A 23,305-nucleotide genomic window follows, 5' to 3' on the forward strand; every position below is an offset into this window, starting at 1 on the left:
GTCCCCGGCGCGAGCCGGGGCGCGAAGCCCGGAAAGACTTCGCATGACCACTGACACCGATGCGAAGCTGATCGAACAGGGGCGCCTGCTGTTCGCCGGCGAATGGAAGTTCATCTGGGCCTCGCCCTCGATCGAGACCCTGCCGCCAATGGCAGGGATGGAAGTGGCCTTTGCCGGCCGCTCCAATGTCGGCAAATCCAGCCTGATCAACTCACTGACAGGGCGCAATGCGCTGGCGCGGACCTCGCACACGCCCGGCCGTACCCAGGAGCTGATCTTCTTCGAAGGTCCCGACGGCTCCGACTTCCGGCTGGTCGATATGCCCGGCTATGGCTATGCATCGGCGCCCAAGGTCAAGATCGCGTCCTGGACCAAGCTGATCTACAATTTCCTCCAGGGCCGCGCGAGCCTCGCGCGCGTCTATGTTCTGATCGACTCCCGGCATGGCCTGAAGGATGTCGACCTCGACGTGCTCAAGTCCCTCGATCGCTCCGCGGTCAGTTACCAGATCGTGCTGACCAAGGCCGATCAGGTGAAGAAGAGCGAGCTCGACAAGACCTTCGAAGAGGTCCGCACCGAACTGCGGACTCATCCGGCCGCCTTTCCCGACGTGCTGGTGACCTCGTCGCGCACCGGTGACGGCATGGCCGAATTGCGGGCCGCGATGGTCCGCCTGTTGAGCGAGCGCAATTGATGTCCCGCTTTAGCCTGTTTCGGATTCTTGTCATCCTGGCCGGCGTGATGGGCGCCGACGGCGTCATTCTCGCCGCCGTTTCCGCGCATCAACCCGACGCGACCCGGCTGGCCTCGGCCTCCTCGATGCTGCTGTTTCATGCCGCCGCCATTCTCGGCGCTGTCGCTTTGATCGAGCGCGGCGTCGCCCACCTGCAGATCGGCCTGACAGCGGCCTTCGGCTTCGTCATTGCTGCCGCGATCTTCGCGGGCGACCTGACGCTGCGCCAATATGTCGGTCACGGCCTGTTCACAATGGCCGCACCGACCGGCGGCGCCCTGCTGATCCTGAGCTGGCTGGCGCTGGCGGTATCCGCAGCTTGGCCGCGCAGCGCCTGACGCCGGGCCACTGGACAGGGCAGCGATGCTTTGCGCGGCGGCAATCAATCGGCTAGAACGCGCCGCAGATTGCTCACCGTGAGATCCGCTTCATGACCGACGCGCCCATCATCAGTGCTCTCGACCAGGCCCGCATCCTGTCGGAGGCGCTGCCCCACATGCAGCAATATGACGAAGAGACGATCGTCATCAAATATGGCGGGCACGCCATGGGCGCCGAGGATACGGCCCGCGCATTTGCCCGCGACATCGTCCTGCTGGAGCAGACCGCCATCAATCCGGTGGTCGTGCATGGCGGCGGGCCGCAGATCGCGCAGATGCTGCAGCGTCTCGGCATCAAGTCGGAATTCGCCGCCGGATTGCGCATTACCGATGCCGCGACCATCCAGATCGTCGAGATGGTGCTGGCCGGCTCGATCAACAAGCAGATCGTCAGCTATATCAACGAAGCCGGCGGCAAGGCCGTTGGCCTGTGCGGCAAGGACGGCAACATGGTCACCGCGTCGAAGGCGACGCGGACCATGGTCGATCCGGATTCCAACATCGAGAAGGTGGTGGATCTCGGCTTCGTCGGTGAGCCCGACAAGGTCGACCTGACGCTGCTCAATCAATTGATCGGCTATGAACTGATCCCGGTGCTGGCGCCGCTGGCATCCTCACGGGACGGCCAGACCTTCAACGTCAATGCCGACACCTTTGCCGGTGCCGTTGCTGGCGCCTTGAAGGCCAAGCGTCTGCTGCTTTTGACCGACGTGCCGGGCGTGCTCGACAAGTCGAAGAAGCTGATTCCTGAATTGTCGATCAAGGACGCCCGCAAGCTGATCGCCGACGGCACAATTTCCGGCGGCATGATCCCGAAGGTCGAGACCTGCATCTACTCGCTCGAACAAGGCGTCGAAGGTGTCGTGATCATCGACGGCAAGATGCCTCACGCGGTCCTGCTCGAACTCTTCACCAACCAGGGCACGGGCACGCTGATCCACAAGTGATGGACGCGCCACACCACACGTCGTCATGGCCGGGCTCGTCCCGGCCATCCACGTTTGGTGGTTTGCTCTTGCTCGGCGGGGTCTTGCTGCTCAGCCTGTTTACGACGGCCGCCCGCGCCGACCTCAAACTCTGCAACCGCATGAGCTATGTCGTCGAAGCCGCCATAGGCATCGACGACAGGAGCGCCACCGCGACCCGCGGATGGTTTCGCATCGACCCGGCGCAGTGCCGCGTCGTCGTGCAGGGCACGCTGACGGCCGACCGCATCCTGCTTCATGCCCGCGCGCTCAGCATCTATGGCGCATCACCCGTGGCGCAGAATGGCACCGACAATCTGTGCATCGCACCGGATAATTTCGTCATTGCCGCCGCACGTCAGTGCCGCGCCGGGCAGTCGCAAGTACCGTTCACGATGATCAAGCCGACGCAGACCGACGACGGCAATATGGTCGCCTATCTCGCCGAAGACAGTGAGTATGATGACGAGCAGGCCAAGCTCGCTGCGATTCAGCGCCTGCTGGTAATCGCCGGCTATGACGCCGCCCCCATCGACGGCGTCGACGGGCCGAAGACCCAGAGCGCGCTCTCGTCATTCCTCAAGAGCCGCGGTCTTGCGGCCGACGTGGTTTCAACGCCGAATTTCTTCGAAACCATGATCGCCGCGGTGCAGGCGCCCTCCGCGACCGGCCTCACCTGGTGCAACGATACATCCTACAAGGTCATGGCGTCTGTCGCGACCGACGACGGCAAAGGCGTTGTCAGCCGCGGCTGGTATCGCATCGAACCCGGCAAATGCCTGCGGCCGGACGTCGTCGGTCAACCCAGACAGATCCTCAGTTTCGCCGAGGCCGTCGACGATAGCGGTCGCGCCATCAAGCTCAACGACAAGCCGTTGAACTGGGGCGGCGTTCGCTTGCTGTGCACGCGCGAGAGCAAATTCGAGATTCGCGAACACAGTGACTGCAATACCCGCGGCCTCACCAGCGCCGGCTATGCCATCGTCGATATGTCGGGCGGCGGCAAGACGCTGCGCTTCGCGACGCCGTGACGACCGGACAACAGAGACAATCAATGACCCTGCCGACCAAATCGCCCCGAGCCTTCAACCATATCGAGACATGGGTGTTTGATCTCGACAACACGCTGTATCCGCACCACGTGAACCTGTGGCAGCAGGTCGATGGCAAGATCCGCGACTTCGTCGCAAACTTCCTCAAGGTCTCGCCTGACGAGGCCTTCAGGGTTCAGAAGGATTATTACAAGCGCTATGGCACCACCATGCGCGGCATGATGACCGAGCACGGTGTCCGCGCCGACGACTTCCTCGCTTTCGTCCACGAGATCGATCACTCGCCGCTGGAGCCCAATCCGGTGATGGGGGCCGCCATCGCGCAACTGCCCGGCCGCAAGCTGATCCTGACCAACGGTTCTGTGGCGCATGCCGGCGCCGTGCTGGAGCGTCTGGGCTTCGCCGATCAGTTCGAAGCGATCTTCGACATCATCGCCGCCGATCTCGAGCCGAAGCCCGCACAGCGGACCTATGACAAGTTCCTGCGCCTGCACGGCGTCGATCCCTCCAAGGCCGCCATGTTCGAGGACCTGTCGCGCAATCTCGTGGTACCGCACCAGCTCGGCATGACCACCGTCTTGATCGTGCCCGACGGCGCCAGGGAGGTTGTCCGCGAGGATTGGGAGCTGGAAGGCCGTGACGACGACCATGTCGATCACGTCACCGACGATCTGACCGGGTTTCTGGCTGCGCTGAACACGGCACGCCAGGGCGGGATGGCGGCCGGCGCGTCTTGACTCTCCCGGACCAAATCCCGACAAAAGCCTTCGAAATCATCAAATCTCTGCCCATTTTGCCCAAGGAAATCGCGATGTCGCTGACCGCCCTCGAATCCACCATCAATGCCGCCTTTGATGCGCGCGACAGCGTCAACCCCTCGACCAAGGGCGAAGTGCGCGACGCCGTCGACCAGGCACTGAACCTGCTCGACAGGGGTGAGGCGCGCGTTGCCGTTCGCGCCGACGATGGCAAGTGGACGGTCAATCAGTGGCTGAAGAAGGCTGTGCTGCTGTCGTTCCGCCTCAACGACATGACCTCGATCTCGGGCGGTCCCGGCGGTGCACCGTGGTGGGACAAGGTGCCTTCGAAGTTCGACGGCTGGAGCGACGACCAGTTCCGCAGCGCCGCGTTCCGCGCCGTGCCGGGCGCCATCGTGCGCAAGTCGGCCTTCATCGCCAAGAACGTCGTGCTGATGCCGTCCTTCGTCAATCTCGGCGCCTATGTCGATGAGAGCTCCATGGTCGATACCTGGTCGACGGTCGGCTCCTGCGCTCAGATCGGCAAGCGCGTGCACATTTCAGGCGGTGTCGGCATCGGCGGCGTGCTGGAGCCGCTGCAGGCCGGTCCGGTGATCATCGAGGACGACTGTTTCATCGGCGCCCGCTCGGAAGTCGCTGAAGGCGTCATCGTCCGCAAGGGCGCGGTGCTGGCCATGGGCGTGTTCCTGGGCGCATCGACCAAGATCGTCGATCGCGAGACCGGCGAAGTGTTCGTCGGCGAAGTACCGGAATATGCGGTGCTGGTCCCGGGCAACCTGCCCGGCAAGCCGATGAAGAACGGCCAGATCGGCCCCTCCACCGCCTGCGCGGTAATCGTGAAGCGCGTCGACGAGCGCACCCGCTCCAAGACCAGCATCAACGAGCTGCTGCGCGACTGATTGTCGTTCCGGCCGGTTTGCGCGTAGCATCGCGCAGACCGGACCGATCCGTTGACCTGGGGCTGCCATGGACTGGACCACGCTGCTTTTCAGCTTCAAGGGACGGATCAATCGCGGCAAATACTGGCTCGCGATCCTGATCTACATAGTGGCCTGGATCGCCTTCGGGACTGCTGCCGTGATGTGGCTCGGCGGCTTTGACACCGATCGCCTGTTCAGCATGGTCGGCGGCGCACTGCTCCTGTGGCTGGCCGCCATTGTCCTCATCACCGCCGGCACATGGTCCGGCATCGCCACCGGCATCAAGCGGCTGCACGACCGCGAGAAGAGCGGGTGGTGGATCCTGGTGTTCTGGCTCGGGCCCAGCGTGCTCAGCGGCATCGGCAGCACCAGCAGCGCAAGCACCAGTTTCGTCTTTCATATTGCCAGCTTCGCCGTGACCATCTGGGCCATCGTCGAGCTGGGTTTCCTGCGCGGCACAGCGGGGCCGAATGAATACGGTCCCGATCCGCTCGCCGAACTAGCCACTGCACCAAGGATCTGATGTCCACCACCGCGCTGTCGATCGCTCAAGAACTGCTTCGCTGCCCCTCTGTCACCCCTGCCGATGCCGGCGCACTTGGTGTGCTCGAACGGCTGCTGACATCGGCAGGCTTTACCGTGCATCGCGTCACCTTCAGCGAGGAAGGCAGCGCCGATATAGATAATCTTTACGCCCGCATCGGGACTTCCGCGCCGCATATCTGTTTCGCCGGCCATACCGATGTGGTGCCGCCCGGCGATGAAGCCGCATGGACCCATGGCGCGTTTTCCGGCGACGTGAAGGACGGGCTGCTCTACGGTCGTGGTGCCGTCGACATGAAGGGGGGTATCGCCGCCAGCGTGGCCGCCGTGCTGGACTATCTCGCAGCGAATGGCGGCCAACCAAAGGGGTCGATCTCGTTCCTGATCACGGGCGACGAGGAAGGCATTGCGGTCAACGGTACGGTGAAGCTGCTGCAATGGGCCGCCGAGCGCGGCGAAAAGTTCGATCACTGCATCGTCGGCGAGCCCTCGAATGTCGAGGAGATGGGAGACACCATCAAGATCGGCCGCCGCGGCTCGCAATCCGGCACGCTGGTCGTCGACGGCGTGCAGGGCCATGTCGCCTATCCGCATCGTGCGTCCAATCCGGTGCCGGACATCGCTGCGCTGATCGTGGCACTCAGCGGCGACCCGCTGGATCAGGGCAATGCGCAGTTTCAGCCGTCCAATCTCGAATTCACCTCGGTGGATGTCGGCAACACCGCCAGCAACGTGATCCCGGCGCAAGCGCGCGCGAAATTCAACATCCGCTTCAACGATCGTCACACGCAGGCATCATTGCGCGACCTGATCGATTCACGCGTCGCGGCTGCTGCTGGCAATCGCATTCGCGCGCATGTGATCTGGGAGCCGAGCAATTCGGATAGCTTCGTCACAAAGCCGGGCGCGTTCACCGATACGGTCGTCGCAGCGATCAAGGACGTGACAGGTCGCACGCCTGACTTGAACACCGGCGGCGGCACTTCCGATGCGCGTTTCATCAAGAACTATTGCCCGGTGATCGAATTCGGCCTGGTCGGCCAGACCATGCACCAGATCGACGAACACACGAAGGTGTCTGATCTGGAAAAGCTCACCCAAATTTATCATGGCGTGCTGGATCGGTATTTCGCATGAACGGCAAGATTCTCGTCCTCACCGCGCTCGAAAGCGAGCTCGACAAATCGCGCGCGCCTGCCGAGATCGAGGTGATTTTCACCGGCGTCGGCAAGATCAACACCACGATCGCAACGCTTCAGGCGGTGCAGGCCATGCAGCCCAAGCTCGTCGTGAACTACGGCACCGCCGGCAAGCTGAACACCAAACTCAGCGGCCTCGTCGAGGTCAGCGACGTGATCCAGCGCGACATGAATGCTGAGCCGTTGGCGCCGCGCGGCCGCACGCCCTTTGCGCCAGATCTCGACCGGCTGGTCTCGGGCCAGCGCGGCGTGGTCTGCGGCAGTGGTGACAGTTTCGTCACATCCACCGATCCCTGGCTGGTAGCGAACAATGTCGACATCGTCGATATGGAGCTGTTTGCCATCGCGCAGGTCTGCCTGCGCCACGGCATCCGCTGGCGCGCCTTCAAGTTCATCACCGACGACGCCAATGATGTCGCCCATGAGCACTGGACGGCGAATGTCGCCAATGGCCAGGATCTGTTCTGGGACACGATGAAGGGTGTGAAGGTCTAGTAGTCGACCTTTACCAGATACAAACCGTCGGGCGGCGCCACGATGCCGCAGGCGCTGCGATCCTTTGCAGCCAGAGCAGCAGCCAGATCGTCCGGCGTCCAGCGGCCATTGCCCACCCAGACCAGCGAGCCAACCATCGAGCGCACCTGGCTGTGCAGAAACGAGCGTGCGGAGGTCGTGATGGTGATCGCCTCGCCGTTCTGCGCGACGTCGAGCTGATCGAGCGTGCGGATCGGCGACTTGGCCTGGCATTCAGTATCGCGGAAGGTCGTGAAGTCGTGCCGCCCGAGCAGGCGCTTGGCGGCCTCGCTCATGGCCGCGACATCGAGCGGACGCGGCACGCGCCAGACACGGCCGGCATCGACAGCGAGATTCGCCCGCCGATTGCTGATCCGGTAGACATAGTGGCGTTTGATCGCCGAGAACCGCGCCTCGAAATCGTCAGGCACGACATCCGCCGACAGCACGCCGACCGGATGCGGCCGCAGATGGGCATTCATGCCGTCGCGAAAGCGACCGGGCACCAGCACTTTCGGCACGTCGCAATGGGCGACCTGGCCGAGTGCATGGACTCCGGCATCGGTGCGGCCGGCGCCGTGAACGCGGATCGGCTCGCCGCAAATGGCCTCCGCAGCACGCTCCAGCGCGCCCTGCACCGTCAGCGTCGCATTGGCTTGCACCTGCCAGCCGGAGAATGGCGTCCCGTCATACTCGATGATCATCTTGTAGCGCGGCATCAGAGCATGATCCCGAAAAGTGGCCACCGGTTTTCGGACAAGATCATGCTCATGAAAGGCGCAGCGGCGGCTTCAGCGGCGTACCGCGCAGGAATTCACTGGCCTTCATCGGCTGCTTGCCCGCGCGCTGCAGATCGATGATCCGGATCGCGCCATGCCCGCAGGCAATCGTCAACCGATCATCCAGCAATGCGCCGGGGGCACCTGATCCCTGCGCCAGTTCGCAGCGCAGGACCTTGACGCGCACCGATTCACCCTCGATCGGCACTTCGCACCACGCGCCGGGAAACGGCGACAGACCATGGCAATGCCTGAGCACGTCACGTGCCGGCTTCGACCAGTCGATCTTGGCTTCGGCCTTGTCGATCTTGGCAGCATAGGTGACGCCGACATCGCTCTGCGGCGTCAGGCTCAGCCGGCCCCTTTCCAGCGCGCCCATGGCACGCACCATCAAGTCGGCGCCGAGCGGCGCTAGTGCATCGTGCAGGTCCAGCGCCGTCATCGCATCGGTGATCGCCAGCCGCTCGGCCATGGCGACATCCCCGGTGTCGAGACCGACATCCATCTTCATCACCATGACGCCGCTCTCCGCGTCGCCTTCCATGATCGCGCGATTGATCGGTGCCGCACCGCGCCAGCGCGGCAGCAGCGAGCCGTGCAGGTTGAAGCAGCCGAGCGGCGGCACATCGAGAATGTTCTGCGGCAGAATCATACCATAGGCGACAACCACCGCAGCTTCGGCCTCATGCGACCGGAATTCGGCTTCCGCCTCCGGCGTCCGCAGCGTCTTCGGGGTGAAGACGGGAATGCCGAGCCGCTCGGCCTCGCGCGCCACAGGCGTCGGCTGCAGCTTCATGCCACGGCCAGCGGGCTTTGCTTCGCGGGTATAGACGGCGGCGATCTCATGGCCATGGGCCACGAGTTCGAGCAGCGTAGGCACCGCGAAATCCGGCGTGCCCATGAAGATCAAACGAAGCGACATAGGTCGGAGCCGATCTGTTGCAGCGTTACGCGGAGAAACCTACTCCGCGCGCTTGGCGAGCTTGGTGAACTTCTTCAGCACGCGATCGCGCTTCAGCTTGGACAGGTAGTCGACGAACAGCACGCCATTGAGATGATCGATCTCATGCTGGATGCAGGTTGCGAACAACCCGCTGGCTTCTTCCTCGATGGTCTTGCCGTCGAGGTCCATATAGCGGATCCGCACCGTCGCCGGACGCTCCACTTCCTCGTAATATTCAGGGATCGACAGACAGCCCTCTTCATAGACCGAGAGTTCTTCCGAGGCCCAGATGACCTCTGGATTGATGAAGACACGCGGCTTCTTGCCGTCCTCCTCATCGTCCTTCTTGGCGATGTCCATGGTGATCAGCCGCAGCGGAACCGCGATCTGGATCGCCGCCAGCCCGATCCCGGGTGCGTCATACATCGTCTCGAACATGTCGTCGGCGAGCTTGCGCACCTCCGACGTCACCTTCTCGACAGGTTTGGAGATCAGCCGCAACTGTTTGTCCGGCAGTATAATGATTTCACGAATGGCCATGGCGGGCGATTTAATCTGCGCGCCTGTCCGGGTCAATCCGTTGGAAATGCAGGGGCTTCGAAGGCCGTTAACCCATCGCTAACCATGCCAATTAAGGCAGGGTTAACCGTGTCGGTTAGGCTCCGCCTGACCACATTTCTTAGGCTTCGGTTAACCAAGAAAATTCATCTTGCATTGACCATAAACGTTCCCCCTTCGTTCGCTTCATTACCCGAATCGGCTACAAGGATGGGATGAACGAGATCCTTTTCATGATCGGCGACACGCCGGTCACCACCGGCGTGGCATTGATGGGCTTCGGTGCTCTGGCGCTGGGTTTGCTGCTCACCATCGCCATCATCATCGCCCGCTCTGGTAGCCGCGGCGCCGCCATGGCCATGGCACAGGCGATCCGGGCCGATGAACTGGAAGAACGTCTCAGTGAAGTTTTGAAGGCCCAGAACGAGGCCACCGGCCGCGTCGACGCCATGGGGCAGGCCCTGGCGGGCCGTCAGGCCGACATGGCACGCGCAGTGTCCGAGCGGCTGGACTCAGTGACCCACCGTGTCGGCCAATCCATGGAACAGACCACCCGCAACACCATGGAAAGCCTGAGCGCGCTGCATGAGCGGCTGGGCATCATCGACAACGCCCACAAGAATCTCACCGACCTGACCTCGCAGGTGACGACCTTGCGCGACGTGCTCGCCAACAAGCAGTCGCGTGGCGCCTTCGGTCAGGCGCGCATGGAAAGTATCGTCAAGGACGGTATGCCGAGCGGCGCCTATGCGTTCCAGCACACCCTGTCGTCCGGCAAACGGCCGGATTGCGTAATCTTCCTGCCGGACCAGCGCCCGCTGTGCATCGACGCGAAGTTCCCGCTGGAAGCCGTTACCGCGCTGCATGACGCGCGCAGCGACGAGGAGAAGAAATATGCGGCGCAGCGCCTGCGCGCCGACGTGATGAAGCATGTCACCGATATCGCCGAGAAATATCTGGTGCCCGGCGAAACGCAGGATACGGCGCTGATGTTCGTGCCGTCGGAGTCGGTTTATGCCGAGATTCACGATGGTTTCGACGACATCATCCAGAAGGCCTATCGCGCCCGCGTCGTGCTGGTATCGCCGTCGCTGCTGATGCTGGCGATCCAGGTGATGCAGCAGATCCTGAAGGACGCACGGATGCGCGACGCCGCCGACCAGATCCGTACCGAAGTGCTCAATCTCGGCGACGATCTCGGCCGCTTGCGCGACCGCGTGATGAAGCTGCAGACCCATTTTGGGCAGGCCAATGAAGACGTCCGCCAGATCCTGATCTCCGCCGACAAGATCGAGAAGCGCGCCGGCCGCATCGAGGAACTGGATTTCAGCAAGAGTGAGCCCGCCACCGAGGTGGCCCCGGTCATGGCCAAGACCGCCGCTCCCGACATGTTCGCGCCGCTGCCGCGCAAGATTCAGGCGGGGGAATAGAGCGCTCTTTAGCCTCTCCCCGCTCTTTGCGGGAGAGGCTAAAGAAAGCGAGCCCGAATCTGCTAATCCTCGTCCCATGACCAGCGCGCCTGACTCGTCCGAAGCCGCCCTCACCCTGAAGCCCCGTGCCTCCTGGCGTGAGAGCATGGCGGTATACACGCAGCCCCGGGTGCTGATTGTGCTGCTGCTTGGCCTATCGTCGGGCCTGCCGCTCGCGCTGTCAGGCTCGACACTCCTAGTGTGGATGCGCGAATCCGGTGTCGATCTCGGCACCATCGGGCTGTTCGCCCTCGTCGGTACGCCCTACACGCTGAAGTTCCTTTGGGCTCCGCTGGTCGACGCGCTGCATGTGCCCTTCTTCACGCGGCAATTCGGCCGCCGCCGCGGCTGGCTGGTGTTCTCACAACTGTTGCTGATCGGAGCGATCCTGCTTCTGGCGCTGACCGACCCCGCCCGCTCGCCACTGTTCGTCGCCCTTGGCGCGCTGCTGGTGGCTGCGATGTCATCGACGCAAGACATCGTCGTCGATGCATTTCGTGTGGAGAGCCTGCCGGAAAGCGAACAAGCCGCCGGCATGGCCTCCTATGTCGCCGCCTACCGCATCGGCATGCTGATCTCCACCGCCGGCGTGCTGTTTCTGGTCAGCGCCTTCGAGAGCACCGGCATCGCGCGCTCCACCGCATGGATGTGGGGCTACGTGACGATGGCTGCGATGGTGTTGATCGGCACGGTCACGGCACTGGCCGCCACGGAGCCCGAGCAATCCGCACAGGCCGAAGCCGCCACCCGTGGCGACAGTGCCTTCACACGCGTGGTCCAGGCCGCGATCGGTGCGTTCTCCGAATTCCTGGCCCGCAAGGACGCCTGGGCCGCGCTGGCCTTTGTCGTGCTGTTCAAATTCACCGACGCGTTTTCCGGCACCATGACGGCGCCGTTCGTGATCGACCTCGGCTTCACCCGCAACGACTACGCCGCCATTGTCAAAGGCGTCGGCCTTGCCGCCACGCTGATCGGCGGCTTCGCTGGAGGTTTTGTCGCGCGGCGCTATTCACTGGCGGCGAGCCTGTGGATCGGCGCTGTGTTGCAGGCGCTGTCCAATCTCGCCTTCTCATGGCTCGCCATCGTCGGCGTCAATCAATGGGCGCTGGCACTGGCCATCTCGGTCGAGAACTTCACCAGCGCCATCGGCACGGTGATCTTTGTCGCCTACCTTTCGGCGCTGTGCAAAAACCCGCTGCACACCGCCACGCAATATGCACTGCTTACGGCATTGGCTGCTGTAGGACGAACTTATCTGTCGGCAGGTGCCGGCTATGTCGCGCAGGCGACGGGATGGCCGATGTTCTTCGCCATCAGCGTCATCGTCGCGGTACCGAGCCTGATCCTGCTGATCTGGCTGCAGCGCCGCGGGCATTTCGAGATGCTGGGACCGGTGCGGGTTTAGCCAAAGCGAACTCAGTTCGGCTTCGTCACCACGCTCCACTTCGTCACCAGCGCTTCGCTCATCTGCCCGGCCTGCTCGGCGCAGGCGACCTCAGCGATCTTGAGCGCCACTTCCTTGCCGACGAGCTTCTTCAGCTGCGTGGCCTGGGCGTCATTGGCAACCACGATCTCGAATGTCTCAGGTCCTGTCTCAAGATTGCACAGCCCCGCAGGCGCCGGCAGGCGACGCGGCTCGCTGACCACTTGATACACATTGGTGCGTTTGCCCTTGGCATCACGGCTGCGCATGGCATTGAGCTGCCCGGTCAGCACGTCACCGATCTTCATCGTCTTCGGTGCCACTGGTGCGGCTGGCGCAGCCGGTGTTTCGGTCGCGCCGCTGGCAGCCGTAGCAAACAGGCCGGCCGCGCAAATCACCGCGGCCCAGGTCGGAAAAACCTTCAAGTCGTATCGTGTCATCAATGCTCTTCCAGTTTAAAACAGCGTCCGCTGCCGCATCGCGGCCGACAGCGTGCCTTCGTCAAGATAATCGAGTTCACCGCCAACCGGCACGCCATGTGCCAGCCGCGTCACCTTCACATTGGCCTCCTGCAGGAGGTCGGTGATGTAATGGGCCGTGGTTTGTCCATCCACCGTCGCGTTCAGCGCCAGGATGATTTCGCTCACCTCGGAATCATGCGCACGTGACACCAATGCGTCGATGGTCAGATCCTGTGGGCCGACACCGTCGAGCGGCGACAGCGTTGCACCCAGTACATGATACTTGCCCGTTGTCGCGTGGGCGCGTTCGAGCGCCCACAAGTCCGCGACATCTGCGACCACCACGATTGTCGAAGGATCGCGGCGCGGGTCCGTGCAGATGGTGCAGGGATTTTGCGTGTCGATATTGCTGCAGACCTTGCAGACCTGAATCCGGTCGATCGCGACCTGCAGCGCACCGGCCAGCGGCGTCATCAACGCCTCGCGCTTCTTGATCAAATGCAACGCAGCACGCCGGGCCGAGCGAGGGCCGAGCCCGGGCAGCCGCGCGAGCAGTTGAATCAGGCGCTCGATTTCCGGGCCGGCCGTGGACGCCATCTCAGGTGAGACCCATCCCCGGCGGCAGACCGAGGCCGCCGGTCAGCGCCTGCATCTTCTCCTGCATCGCGGCTTCCGCCTTGCGGCGCGCATCGCCCAGCGCGGTGACCAGCAGATCCTCGAGGATCTCGACCTCTTCGGCTTTGACCAGCGACGGATCGATCTTCACCGCCTTCACTTCGGTCTTCGCAGTCATGCGTACCGACACGAGACCACCGCCGGAAATGCCTTCGACCTCGACATGGTCGAGTTCGTCCTGCATCGCTTTCATCTTCGATTGCAGCTGCGCTGCCTGTTTCATCATGCCGAGAAAATCAGCCATGAGTTTTCCTTCGCAGTTCGATTAATCGTCGTCGTTCAAATTGTCGGCTGCATCGTCGCTGATCAAGTCGCTATCGCTACCGCCGAATTCCGGCGGCTCAGGGGCGATGACACGAACCTCGACTTTCGCACGCGGAAACCGTGCCAGCACTTCCTTGACCCGCGGATCGGCTTCCGCCGCGCGTTGCCGCTCGTTCTTCTGCTCCAGCTGCTGATCGCGCAGCGTCGGCTGTCCCTGCTCGTTGGACACGATCACGGCCCAACGCCGGCCGGTCCATTGTTCGAGCTTCCGCGACAGATCGTTGATCAGCGTGCGCGACGCCGTGCGTTCCATCGCAAGTTCAAGCCGCCCGTCCTCGATCTTGATCAGGCGCACATCGGCTTCGAGCGCTCCGCGCACCATCAGGTCGCGTTTCTCGCCGGCCAGTGCGACGAGTTCAGGAAAGGTGGAAATCTTCAGCACCGCTGCGGGCGGCGCATCTGCCATCCCGACCTGCGGCCGCGGCGACGGTTCGGCACTGCCGCGCTGCATGGTCGGGCCGCGCGATGCGCTCGACGACATCGTCGGCATGGCGGATGGCATTTGCGCTGACGGCAAGGATGCCGACGGAACGGACGATGGCGCGGCGCGGCCGCCACCATTGCCGGAGATCATCGGCGACGAACCGCCATTCTGATCGAGCATCCGGATTGCTTCGTCAGGCGTTGGCAAATCGGCAACATAAGCGATACGCACCAGCACCATTTCGGCGGCGGCAGCGGGGCGCGTCGCGCCCTGCACTTCGGTGATGCCCTTGAGCAGCATCTGCCACATCCGCGACAGCACGCGCATCGACAGTTTCGCGGCAAACTCGCGGCCGCGCACCCGCTCAGTCTCGCCCAGTGCGAGGTTGTCGGCGGTGGCCGGCACCACCTTGATGCGGGTGATGAAATTGACGAACTCGGCAAGGTCGCTCAGCACCACCACGGGGTCGGCGCCGGTGTCATACTGATCGCGGAATTCCTTGAAGGCGGCGGCAATGTCGCCGCGCGCCAGCGATTCGAACAGGTCGATGACGCGGGTGCGATCGGCAAGCCCGAGCATCTGGCGCACGTCATCGGCGCGGACGGTTCCGGCGGCATGCGCAATCGCCTGATCGAGCAGCGACAGCGAATCGCGCACCGAGCCTTCCGCGGCACGCGCGATCGCAGCCAGCGCTTCCGGCTCGATCTCGACCTGTTCCTTGGCCGCGATATTGCCGAGATGCGTCATCAGCACATCGGCATCGACACGCCGCAGATCGAAGCGCTGGCAGCGCGACAGCACCGTCACCGGAACCTTGCGGATTTCGGTGGTGGCGAACACGAACTTGGCGTGCTCCGGCGGCTCTTCCAGCGTCTTGAGGAAGGCGTTGAACGCCTTCTCCGACAGCATGTGGACTTCGTCGATGATGTAGACCTTGTAGCGCGCGCTCGAGGGCGCATAACGCACGCCGTCGGTGATCTGGCGCACGTCGTCGATGCCGGTATGGGAGGCGGCGTCCATTTCCAGCACGTCGATGTGCCGGCTTTCCATGATGGCCTGGCAGTGCAGGCCCGGCACCGGCATGTGGATGGTCGGCCCCTTGACCGAACCGTCCGGCAATTCGTAATTCAGCGCCCGCGCCAGGATGCGCGCGGTGGTGGTTTTGCCCACGCCGCGGACGCCGGTCAAAATCCAGGCTTGCGGAATGCGCCCGGCCTCGAACGCGTTCGAAACCGTCCGGACCATCGCTTCCTGGCCGATCAGATCCTCGAATGTCGTGGGACGGTATTTGCGCGCCAGCACCCGGTAGCCGCGACCGGAACCCGACACGCTCTGGCTGTTCGCCGGACTGTTCGTATCGGCTCCGGAATGTCCAGCATCAGCCATCGAACGGTCCGCGTATCTCTCTGGGCTCGGCAGTTACAGCGCGCTGCGCTTCGCAGAAAATTTACAGCGTTTTCGGGCGAAGTGGAAACCAGTTCGCCCAAAACAGCTGTTCTGCGGGAATTTAAGTAGGAGACTGACGAGCGACCCGATCCGGACCTCGTTAGGGCTGCTTCCTTCCGGACCTGACCCGATTGGCGAGTGGCTCGTCCACCGCCAATCTCCCGGTGCTTATTTGGGGCCAAAATGGTCGGAAAGCAAGCGCGGCGCATGCCGCAAGTCCGCCGCAAGATTTGCGCAACAAAGTCGCAGGAAAACATGGTTCAAACACGCAAAAGCGGCCATGACGGGAGTTGTCTGCGCAGACGCTTCCTGCGACGCTGCGCGCCTTAATTGAGAGTCCGAATGGCCCCCTCCTCGACCTGGTCGCTGCACGCGCAGCTGCAACAAGACACCATCGACATCGGCGACCTGCCCCTCAGCCGCGTGCTGGTCGTCAAGGATGCGCACTACCCCTGGCTGATGCTGGTGCCGCGCCGCGCCGATGTCACCGAGATCATCGATCTCGACGAGGTCGCGCAGAGCGCGCTGATGACCGAGATCAACCGCGTCGGCCGCGCGCTCAAAGACATCACCAAATGCGACAAGCTCAATGTCGCGGCACTCGGCAACATGGTGCCGCAGTTGCACGTCCACATCATTGCGCGCCGCAAGACCGATGCCGCATGGCCGCGGCCGATCTGGGGCGTGATGCCGCCACTCGCCCATGACGCCGCCGAAGTGCAGCGCTTCATCTCAGAACTCCGCCGCAAGATCTGGCTCGGTTGACCATCATGACAAGCACCATGTTTCCGCTCGGCCATCCGGCCTTCGTGTCCAACACGCTCGATCGCGCCGCCCATCTGCGCTTCAACGACGAAAAGCTGTTCGCGCTGGAAGGCAAAAGCTCCTCTCGCGCTTACGTCATTTACCGCGACTCGCTGGTGATGAAGAAAGAAGGCGACAGCCAGCGCGCGCTCCTGACCATCGGCGAAGCGCTGACATTCGGCGCCAATCCCGGCACTGTCTTTCTCGGCCTGCGTGACGGCGATGCCGTATTCGGCATGGGCATCGGCGCACCCGCCGTCGAAAAGCTGCTGACCCGCGATGATGTCGTCGTCAGCGAACTCCGCGGCATGGCCATGCAGGGCATGGTGCCGCCGGAACAGCTTTCGGCGGTTGCACAGGCCAAGTCGCTGGTGTCCTGGCATCAGCGCCACGGGTTTTGCGCCAATTGCGGCGCCAAGTCGTCGATGGCCGAAGGCGGCTGGAAGCGCGTTTGCCCGAGCTGCAAGACCGAGCATTTTCCGCGCACCGATCCCGTCGTCATCATGCTGGTGGAGAAGGGCGACAAGTGTCTGCTCGGCCGCCAGAAGCAGTTCGCACCCGGCATGTATTCGTGCCTCGCCGGCTTCGTCGAGGCTGCCGAAACCATCGAGGACGCGGTGAAGCGCGAGATATTCGAGGAATCCGGCATCCGTTGCACCGACGTCACCTATTACATGACGCAGCCCTGGCCATATCCGTCATCCCTGATGATCGGCTGCTCGGCCCGAGCCATCAGCGACGAGATTACCGTCGACAAGATGGAACTTGAGGACGCCCGGTGGTTTGACCGTGACGAGGCGATGCTGATGTGGAAACGCGAACACCCCGACGGGCTCGCGGGACCGCATCCATTCGCCATCGCGCATCATCTGCTCGGTCGCTGGCTGCATCCCGACCAGGCCTGACCACACGAGGACGTCCTCATGAGTGCCAAGCCCACCCGCATCCTGTGCATCGGCCTGCCTGTTCGCGACCTGACCTTTGCCGTCGAATCCGTACCCGGGCGTGGCCAGAAATTCCCATCCCAACGTTTCGCCCAGATCATCGGCGGAAACGCACTCAACGCCGCCATCGGCGTCAGCCGACTGGGTGGCCGCGCGTCGATGACCGGGCCAATGGGCGACAAGAACGAGACCGCCGACCAGTTCCTGTTCGACGACCTTGCCAAGGAAGGCATCGACTCCGCGCATCTGGTGCATATGCCCGGCCTCGTGACACCGATCTCGGCCGTCATGATCGATCCCTCCGGCGAGCGTACCATCGTCACCTTCCGCGATCCGGACCTCTGGAAAGTGAAGCTGCCCGACCACGACCTGTTGCTGAAGGACTGCGACGCTATCCTGATCGAAAGCCGCTGTGCCGGCTTCGCCACCGAGCTTTGCATCGAGGCGCGTCATCGCGGCATTCCGGTCGTCGTCGATATCGACAGCACGCTGTCGCAGCGCGAGGGCCTGCTGACCGCCTCCTCGCATCTGATCTTTTCGGACGATGCGCTGCAATCGACTGCCGGCATCACCGACAATCTCAAGGCGCTGCAGAAGATGGCGACGTTGACCTCCTCGTTCCTTGCCGTCACGCGCGGCCCCAAGGGCACCCTGTGGCTCGACGAGCATGGACATCCGAAGGAAACCCCGGCTTTCCCGGTTCACACCGTGGACACTCTTGGCGCCGGCGACATTTTCCACGGCGCCTTTGCGCTGGAATTCGCGGGCGGCAAGTCGGTACCGGAGGCGCTGCGCTTCGCGTCCGCTGCCGCGGCCCTGAAATGCACCCGCTATGGCGGCGCCTTTGCGTGCCCGCAACGTGCTGAAGTCGAACAACTTTTAAGGGAATCCAGAGTCGGCGCCCTCTCCTGAGGACACGCAAGGCTTGCTTTAGAAGAATGTTCTATATATGAGGTTACACGCCCTCATAATTAGAACAAAGTTCTTCCCATGACCGATATCGCCGACCAGCCCCTTGAATCCACCCGCCGCCTCGATGCGATCGATCGCAAGATCCTGACAGTCCTGCAGGAAGACGCTTCGCTGTCAGTGGCCGAGATCGGTGACCGCGTGGGGCTTTCGTCTACACCGTGCTGGAAGCGCATCCAGCGCCTCGAGGCTGATGGCGTGATCCTCCGCCGGGTCGCCCTGGTCGATCAGAACAAGATCGGCCTCGGTATCTCGGTATTCGTTTCGGTGGAGAGCGGCGACCATTCCGACGTCTGGCTGAAGAAATTCGCCGACGCCGTCAGCGCAATGCCCGAAGTCATGGAATTCTACCGGATGGCCGGCGACGTCGACTACATGCTGCGCGTCGTGGTTGCGGACATGCAGAGCTATGACGTGTTCTACAAGAAACTGATCAGCGCCGTCGCGCTCAAGAACGTCACCTCCCGCTTCGCCATGGAGAAGATTAAGTCGGTCACGGCGCTGCCGGTGCCATCCATGCCGGCCGGCTGAGTAATTTCGCGCGCGTCGCCCGGTCAGACCGGGCGATGGGGATGGGGGATGGGGGTGCCCCATCAATCGTTCTTTTCGATTGAATCAACAATAACGATCAATTAGATTTATTGATCGAACGGCATGATGGTGATGGCCAAACTGGAGTTTGGCCCATGACCGTTCTTTCCGACAATGCGAACCCCACATTCGCTGCGCGCAGCCTGCCGCTTCTCCCCGGACTGGCGCTCACAGCCGCCATCGCCGGCACCGCATTCGCTATGCGCGAAATCCCCTATGTCGGCTTCGCCAGTCCGATGATCCTGGCAATCGGCATCGGCATCGCGATCCAGAACACATCCGGCATGCCGGCCGCAGCCGAAGCCGGCATCACCTTCTCCATGCGCAGCATCCTGCGCTTCGCCATCATCCTGCTCGGCCTGCAGCTCACCGCAGCGCAATTGCTGGAGGTTGGCGCCGTCGGTCTTGCGGTGATCGCGGCGACGCTCGTTGCAACCTTCGTCTTCACCACCTGGCTCGGTCGCGCGATGGGCATCGACCGCAAGCTTGTCGAACTGATTGCCGCCGGCACGTCGATCTGCGGCGCCTCCGCCGTGATCGCCACCAACACGGTGACCCGCGCATCTGACGAGGACGTCGCCTATGCCGTCGCCTGCGTCACCATCTTCGGTTCGATCGCCATGTTCGCCTATCCGTTGCTCTCGGGCGCGCTGCAGCTCGACCCACATCATTTTGGACTATGGGCTGGCGCTTCGATCCACGAGATCGCCCAGGTCGTCGCGGCCACCTTCCAGCAGAGACGTGAAGCCGGCGATTTCGGCACCATCGCCAAGCTCTCACGCGTGATGATGCTGGCCCCTGTGGTGATTGCGCTCGGCCTGCTGGCGACGCGTCGCGCACGCGCTCCCGGAGCAGAAGCCGGCAATACCAAAGTGCCGATGCCGTGGTTTGCCTTCGGCTTTGTGGCGATGGTGATCGTCAACAGCCTCATTAACGTCCCGCACGCCGCGATGAATGTGATCGTGCCGATCACGACCTTCCTGCTGACCATAGCGCTCGCCGCAATGGGGCTGGAAACCAATATCCAGAAGCTCCGCGCCAAGGGCCTGCGCCCGCTGCTGCTGGGCGCTGCGGCCTTCCTGTTCATTGCCAGCTTCAGCCTCATGCTAGTGAAGCTGACTACTTAATTTTTTGACGCGTTTTCCTGAGCGAACCGGCCTCCACTTCGCTCGAAAACGCTATGACGGAGATCACATGACGCTCGAACAGCTCCGGATCTTCGTCGCCGTCGCCGAACACGAGCACATGACGCGGGCTGCCGAGAGCCTGCATCTCACCCAGTCTGCCACCAGCGCCGCCATTGCAGCGCTGGAAACGCGTTATGCGACGCAGCTGTTCCACCGCGTCGGCCGCCGCATCGAACTCACCGAGATTGGCCGCGCCTTCCTGATCGAAGCCCGGGCCGTGCTGGCACGCGCCGCCGCCGCGACGACCGTTCTGACCGATATGGCCGGCATGACGCGCGGCTGCCTTGCGCTGGCCGCGAGCCAGACCGTCGGTAACTACTTTCTGCCGCCTGTCATGGCACGCTATCGGCAGCACTTCCCCGGCATCGACCTCAGCCTCCGCATCGGGAATACCGAACAGGTGGCCGGCTGGGTGCGCGATGGCGAAGTCGATCTCGGCATCGTTGAAGGCGCGGTTGACGATCCGGCCCTCGCGACCCGGCCCGTCGGCAACGACGAACTGGTGCTGGTGGTCGGTCAATCGCATCCATGGGCGCAACAACGCACCATCGCGCCAGCTCAGTTCGCGGAGACGCATTGGGTCCTGCGTGAGGCCGGCTCCGGCACGCGCGCCATCGCACAATCGGTGCTGGAGCACTCAGGAAGCGCGCCCGACCATATTCGCATCGCCATGGAGCTGCCGTCGAACGAAGCCGTTTGCGCGGCCGTCGTGGCCGGCGCAGGCGCGAGCATCGTCTCGCGCCTGGCCGCCGCCGCCCTGATCAGCAGCGGCGCTCTCATTGCCATTGATGCCGAGCTGCCGACACGGCGCTTCGTGCAGCTACTCCACAAGGAGCGTTACGTCACGCAGGCCGCAAGGGAGATGATGGGGATGATTGCAACGCCCTGACTTAACCCCTCCCCGCCTAGCGAAGCTTCACTTCGCCGGGAGCGGGCGAGGTTAAAGAAATCAAATCGTCTGGTTATATGCGCCGACTTCCGGATGCGTACGCAGTACCACATTCATGGCTTCAAACATGTCATGCATGCGCGCATCGGAGACCGGGCTTTCGACCACCACCACCAGCTCCGGCTTGTTGGATGACGCCCGCACCAGGCCCCAGCTGCCATCCTCGCAGGTGACGCGCACGCCGTTGACGGTGACGAGATCGCGGATCGATTGTCCGGCGACCTTGTCGCCCTTCTTCTGCGCATCCTCGAAATGCTTCACCACCGCAGCGACGACACCATATTTGGTCTCGTCGGCACAATGCGGCGACATGGTCGGCGACGACCAGGTCTTCGGCAGCGCCTCCTTGAGATCGGCCATGGTCTTGCCCGGCGCGCGGTCCATCATTTCGCAGATCGCAATCGCCGAGACGAGGCCATCGTCATAGCCGCGGCCGACCGGCGCATTGAAGAAGAAGTGGCCGGACTTCTCAAAACCCGCGAGCGCCTTCAGCTCATTGGTGCGGCGTTTCATGTAGGAGTGGCCGGTCTTCCAGTAGGTCGTCTTGGCATTCTGCTTCTGCAGTACCGGATCCGTCACGAACAATCCGGTCGATTTCACGTCGACCACGAAGGTCGCATCCTTGTGAACCGCCGACATGTCGCGCGCGAGCATAACGCCAACCTTGTCGGCGAAGATTTCCTCACCGGTGTTGTCGACAACGCCGCAGCGATCACCGTCACCGTCAAAACCGAGGCCGACATCGGCCTTGTGTTCGAGCACCGCATCGCGGATCGCGTGCAGCATTTCCATATCTTCCGGATTCGGATTGTATTTCGGGAAAGTATGATCGAGCTCGGTATCCAGCGGGATCACCTCGCAACCGATCGCTTCCATCACCTGCGGCGCGAACGCGCCTGCGGTGCCGTTGCCGCAGGCAACAACGACCTTGAGCTTGCGCTTCAGCTTCGGCCGATTGGTGAGATCGGCGATATAGCGTGCCGGATAATTCTCGTGGAACTGATAGGAGCCGCCGGCCTTGTTCTTGAACTCGGCATTGAGCACGATTTCCTTCAGCCGGGTCATCTCGTCCGGACCGAAGGTCAGCGGCTTGCTGGCGCCCATCTTCACACCGGTCCAGCCATTGTCGTTATGCGAGGCCGTCACCATGGCGACACAGGGCACATCAAGATCGAACTGTGCGAAATAGGCCATCGGCGTCACGGCGAGGCCGATGTCGTGGACCTTGCAGCCGGCGGCCATCAGGCCGGTCATCAGCGCGTATTTGATCGACGCGGAGTAGCCGCGGAAATCGTGTCCGGTGACGATTTCCTGCTTCTGGCCGAGTTCAGCAATCAGCGCACCGAGCCCCATGCCCAGCGCCTGAATGCCCATCAGGTTGATTTCCTTGCCGAACAGCCAGCGCGCGTCATATTCGCGAAAACCCGTGGCCTTTACCATCGGCTCGGATTCGTAAGCGTAGGTATTCGGCACGAGCAAGGGCTTCGGCTTCGGAAACATCGGAGAACCTCGCATCAATTGGGATCAATCTTGAATGCGCAGGCTTAGCCTTTGCGCACGCCTGTGGGAAGACGTGCGGGTATTCAAGGGTGCGAGTTTGTTTGAAATTGGGCTACAGCCCCAATGGATGACGATATAGGTACTACTGTTCGAGCACCATACGGCCATCTGCATATTCGAAGCGTTTCAACTTCGACAGAAACGACAGGCCGAGCAAATTCTCGGATAGCGCCTCATCGGGCAGCACCATCGCATCGACATCACGAACAGTGAGTTCGCCGACCTGCACGACAGCGATTCGCGCGCGCGCCGCCTTCAGCGTTCCGTTCGCCGTTGTCACCGTGGCGTTATAATCGGCACGCGACGGACGCAATCCAAATCGCGCCGCCGACTTTTCATTCAATGCGATGACAGATGCGCCAGTATCGACCATGAAGCCGATACGCTGGCCATCGATATTCGCCTCCGTCTGGAAGTGACCTCGCGCATCGCGCGCAATCGACAGGCTGCGGATACCGGCCTTTGCATTGCCTTGTGTCGTGGTCGCGGGTGATGCCGCCTTCGCCATGGCCGGCGTCGTCGCCGTCATCTTGTCGGCCATCTGCGCCATCACGGTACCCAGACCGATCAGGATCGCCGCGAAGAACATGATACTACGCATACGCAACCTCACTGAACGCAACCAGGGGAACCGCGAGTTCATCACACGGGCTCACCACCGTCCGTTCAGGACGGTCTTTCAGACTGCTATTTTCGCGAAAAGGATGAGCGAAGCGTTAATGAGCGGCACTTTGCC

The 23,305-nt window shown here is 62.7% G+C and carries 26 protein-coding genes and 1 other RNA gene; 17 read left to right on the plus strand and 10 right to left on the minus strand.

Translation table 11 applies throughout. From position 1 onward, the window contains the following. Nucleotides 1-43: 43 nt before the first annotated feature. From yihA to ACEK02_RS12610, 9 genes are all read left to right on the plus strand, one after another. Nucleotides 44-694, plus strand: coding sequence for a ribosome biogenesis GTP-binding protein YihA/YsxC (yihA, locus tag ACEK02_RS12570; RefSeq protein ID WP_371422031.1), 651 nt, complete (start codon nt 44-46; stop codon nt 692-694). Further along, nucleotides 694-1,071, plus strand: a complete 378-nt coding sequence (locus ACEK02_RS12575; RefSeq protein ID WP_371422032.1) for a DUF423 domain-containing protein — start codon at nt 694-696, stop codon at nt 1,069-1,071. The genes yihA and ACEK02_RS12575 overlap by 1 nt, the downstream gene beginning before the upstream one ends. A 92-nt stretch (nt 1,072-1,163) precedes the next feature. After that, nucleotides 1,164-2,060: an acetylglutamate kinase gene (argB, locus tag ACEK02_RS12580; protein ID WP_371422033.1), complete on the plus strand. Its 897-nt coding sequence runs from the start codon at nt 1,164-1,166 to the stop codon at nt 2,058-2,060. After that, a complete protein-coding gene (locus tag ACEK02_RS12585; protein ID WP_371422034.1) occupies nt 2,060-3,109 on the plus strand; it encodes a DUF1036 domain-containing protein in 1,050 nt (349 codons plus the stop codon). Before argB ends, ACEK02_RS12585 begins: the two co-directional genes overlap by 1 nt. Nucleotides 3,110-3,132: 23 nt before the next feature. Continuing rightward, complete coding sequence (locus ACEK02_RS12590; RefSeq protein WP_371422035.1) at nt 3,133-3,867, plus strand: pyrimidine 5'-nucleotidase; 735 nt, start codon at nt 3,133-3,135, stop codon at nt 3,865-3,867. Between the two features lie 74 nt (nt 3,868-3,941). After that, nucleotides 3,942-4,787, plus strand: coding sequence for a 2,3,4,5-tetrahydropyridine-2,6-dicarboxylate N-succinyltransferase (gene dapD / locus ACEK02_RS12595; RefSeq protein WP_371422036.1), 846 nt, complete (start codon nt 3,942-3,944; stop codon nt 4,785-4,787). A gap of 67 nt (nt 4,788-4,854) precedes the next feature. Then, nucleotides 4,855-5,331, plus strand: coding sequence for a DUF805 domain-containing protein (locus ACEK02_RS12600; protein ID WP_371422037.1), 477 nt, complete (start codon nt 4,855-4,857; stop codon nt 5,329-5,331). Continuing rightward, complete coding sequence (dapE, locus tag ACEK02_RS12605) at nt 5,331-6,488, plus strand: succinyl-diaminopimelate desuccinylase (RefSeq protein WP_371422038.1); 1,158 nt, start codon at nt 5,331-5,333, stop codon at nt 6,486-6,488. Before ACEK02_RS12600 ends, dapE begins: the two co-directional genes overlap by 1 nt. Then, nucleotides 6,485-7,045 carry a 5'-methylthioadenosine nucleosidase gene (locus ACEK02_RS12610; RefSeq protein ID WP_371422039.1) on the plus strand — a complete coding sequence of 187 codons (561 nt, stop codon included), beginning with the start codon at nt 6,485-6,487 and terminating at the stop codon, nt 7,043-7,045. The genes dapE and ACEK02_RS12610 overlap by 4 nt, the downstream gene beginning before the upstream one ends. On the opposite strand, the gene truA is transcribed toward ACEK02_RS12610, so the two are convergent. Genes truA through def form a run of 3 tightly spaced genes read right to left on the minus strand, consistent with a single transcriptional unit; the run spans nt 7,042 to nt 9,325 of the window. Further along, a complete protein-coding gene (gene truA, locus ACEK02_RS12615; RefSeq protein ID WP_371422040.1) occupies nt 7,042-7,782 on the minus strand; it encodes a tRNA pseudouridine(38-40) synthase TruA in 741 nt (246 codons plus the stop codon). The genes ACEK02_RS12610 and truA overlap by 4 nt on opposite strands. 49 nt (nt 7,783-7,831) lie before the next feature. After that, on the minus strand, nt 7,832-8,764 hold the full coding sequence (gene fmt / locus ACEK02_RS12620; protein WP_371422041.1) for a methionyl-tRNA formyltransferase: 933 nt from the start codon (nt 8,762-8,764) through the stop codon (nt 7,832-7,834). A gap of 39 nt (nt 8,765-8,803) precedes the next feature. Next, the gene (def, locus tag ACEK02_RS12625; protein WP_371422042.1) at nt 8,804-9,325 is read right to left on the minus strand and encodes a peptide deformylase; all 522 of its coding nucleotides are present in this window, start codon (nt 9,323-9,325) and stop codon (nt 8,804-8,806) included. 233 nt (nt 9,326-9,558) lie between these two features. Here def and ACEK02_RS12630 point away from each other — a divergent pair, with 233 nt between their 5' ends. Both ACEK02_RS12630 and ACEK02_RS12635 read left to right on the plus strand, forming a co-directional pair. Further along, on the plus strand, nt 9,559-10,773 hold the full coding sequence (locus ACEK02_RS12630; RefSeq protein ID WP_371422043.1) for a DNA recombination protein RmuC: 1,215 nt from the start codon (nt 9,559-9,561) through the stop codon (nt 10,771-10,773). A gap of 76 nt (nt 10,774-10,849) precedes the next feature. Then, nucleotides 10,850-12,217, plus strand: a complete 1,368-nt coding sequence (locus ACEK02_RS12635) for an MFS transporter (protein WP_371422044.1) — start codon at nt 10,850-10,852, stop codon at nt 12,215-12,217. 11 nt (nt 12,218-12,228) lie between these two features. Here ACEK02_RS12635 and ACEK02_RS12640 read toward each other — a convergent pair whose 3' ends face one another. The 5 genes from ACEK02_RS12640 to ffs all read right to left on the minus strand — a co-directional run bounded on the left by ACEK02_RS12640 (nt 12,229) and on the right by ffs (nt 15,727). Next, nucleotides 12,229-12,675: a hypothetical protein gene (locus ACEK02_RS12640; RefSeq protein ID WP_371422045.1), complete on the minus strand. Its 447-nt coding sequence runs from the start codon at nt 12,673-12,675 to the stop codon at nt 12,229-12,231. Between the two features lie 15 nt (nt 12,676-12,690). Beyond that, nucleotides 12,691-13,293, minus strand: a complete 603-nt coding sequence (recR, locus tag ACEK02_RS12645) for a recombination mediator RecR (RefSeq protein WP_089262818.1) — start codon at nt 13,291-13,293, stop codon at nt 12,691-12,693. A gap of 1 nt (nt 13,294) precedes the next feature. Beyond that, the gene (locus ACEK02_RS12650) at nt 13,295-13,615 is read right to left on the minus strand and encodes a YbaB/EbfC family nucleoid-associated protein (protein WP_371422046.1); all 321 of its coding nucleotides are present in this window, start codon (nt 13,613-13,615) and stop codon (nt 13,295-13,297) included. 21 nt (nt 13,616-13,636) lie between these two features. Beyond that, nucleotides 13,637-15,505: a DNA polymerase III subunit gamma/tau gene (locus ACEK02_RS12655; protein WP_371422047.1), complete on the minus strand. Its 1,869-nt coding sequence runs from the start codon at nt 15,503-15,505 to the stop codon at nt 13,637-13,639. Nucleotides 15,506-15,630: 125 nt separating this feature from the next. Beyond that, nucleotides 15,631-15,727, minus strand: an RNA gene (gene ffs / locus ACEK02_RS12660) — signal recognition particle sRNA small type. A gap of 180 nt (nt 15,728-15,907) precedes the next feature. Here ffs and ACEK02_RS12665 point away from each other — a divergent pair. From ACEK02_RS12665 to ACEK02_RS12690, 6 genes are all read left to right on the plus strand, one after another. Next, complete coding sequence (locus tag ACEK02_RS12665; RefSeq protein ID WP_371422048.1) at nt 15,908-16,330, plus strand: HIT domain-containing protein; 423 nt, start codon at nt 15,908-15,910, stop codon at nt 16,328-16,330. Between the two features lie 5 nt (nt 16,331-16,335). Continuing rightward, complete coding sequence (nudC, locus tag ACEK02_RS12670; protein WP_371422049.1) at nt 16,336-17,274, plus strand: NAD(+) diphosphatase; 939 nt, start codon at nt 16,336-16,338, stop codon at nt 17,272-17,274. An 18-nt stretch (nt 17,275-17,292) separates the two neighbouring features. Then, on the plus strand, nt 17,293-18,225 hold the full coding sequence (locus ACEK02_RS12675; protein WP_371422050.1) for a sugar kinase: 933 nt from the start codon (nt 17,293-17,295) through the stop codon (nt 18,223-18,225). 78 nt (nt 18,226-18,303) lie between these two features. After that, nucleotides 18,304-18,813 (plus strand): Lrp/AsnC family transcriptional regulator, encoded by a 510-nt coding sequence (locus ACEK02_RS12680; protein ID WP_371422051.1) that lies wholly within the window; start codon nt 18,304-18,306, stop codon nt 18,811-18,813. Between the two features lie 155 nt (nt 18,814-18,968). Beyond that, the gene (locus ACEK02_RS12685) at nt 18,969-20,000 is read left to right on the plus strand and encodes a YeiH family protein (protein ID WP_371422052.1); all 1,032 of its coding nucleotides are present in this window, start codon (nt 18,969-18,971) and stop codon (nt 19,998-20,000) included. A gap of 67 nt (nt 20,001-20,067) precedes the next feature. Then, complete coding sequence (locus ACEK02_RS12690) at nt 20,068-20,949, plus strand: LysR substrate-binding domain-containing protein (protein WP_371422053.1); 882 nt, start codon at nt 20,068-20,070, stop codon at nt 20,947-20,949. A 60-nt stretch (nt 20,950-21,009) separates the two neighbouring features. On the opposite strand, the gene ACEK02_RS12695 is transcribed toward ACEK02_RS12690, so the two are convergent. Beyond that, complete coding sequence (locus ACEK02_RS12695; RefSeq protein WP_371422054.1) at nt 21,010-22,509, minus strand: phosphomannomutase/phosphoglucomutase; 1,500 nt, start codon at nt 22,507-22,509, stop codon at nt 21,010-21,012. A 142-nt stretch (nt 22,510-22,651) separates the two neighbouring features. After that, nucleotides 22,652-23,170, minus strand: a complete 519-nt coding sequence (locus tag ACEK02_RS12700) for a TIGR02281 family clan AA aspartic protease (RefSeq protein ID WP_371422055.1) — start codon at nt 23,168-23,170, stop codon at nt 22,652-22,654. Between the last annotated feature and the right edge of the window lie 135 nt (nt 23,171-23,305).

The organism is Tardiphaga sp., assembly GCF_041424195.1.
Taxonomy (GTDB): Bacteria; Pseudomonadota; Alphaproteobacteria; order Rhizobiales; family Xanthobacteraceae; genus Tardiphaga.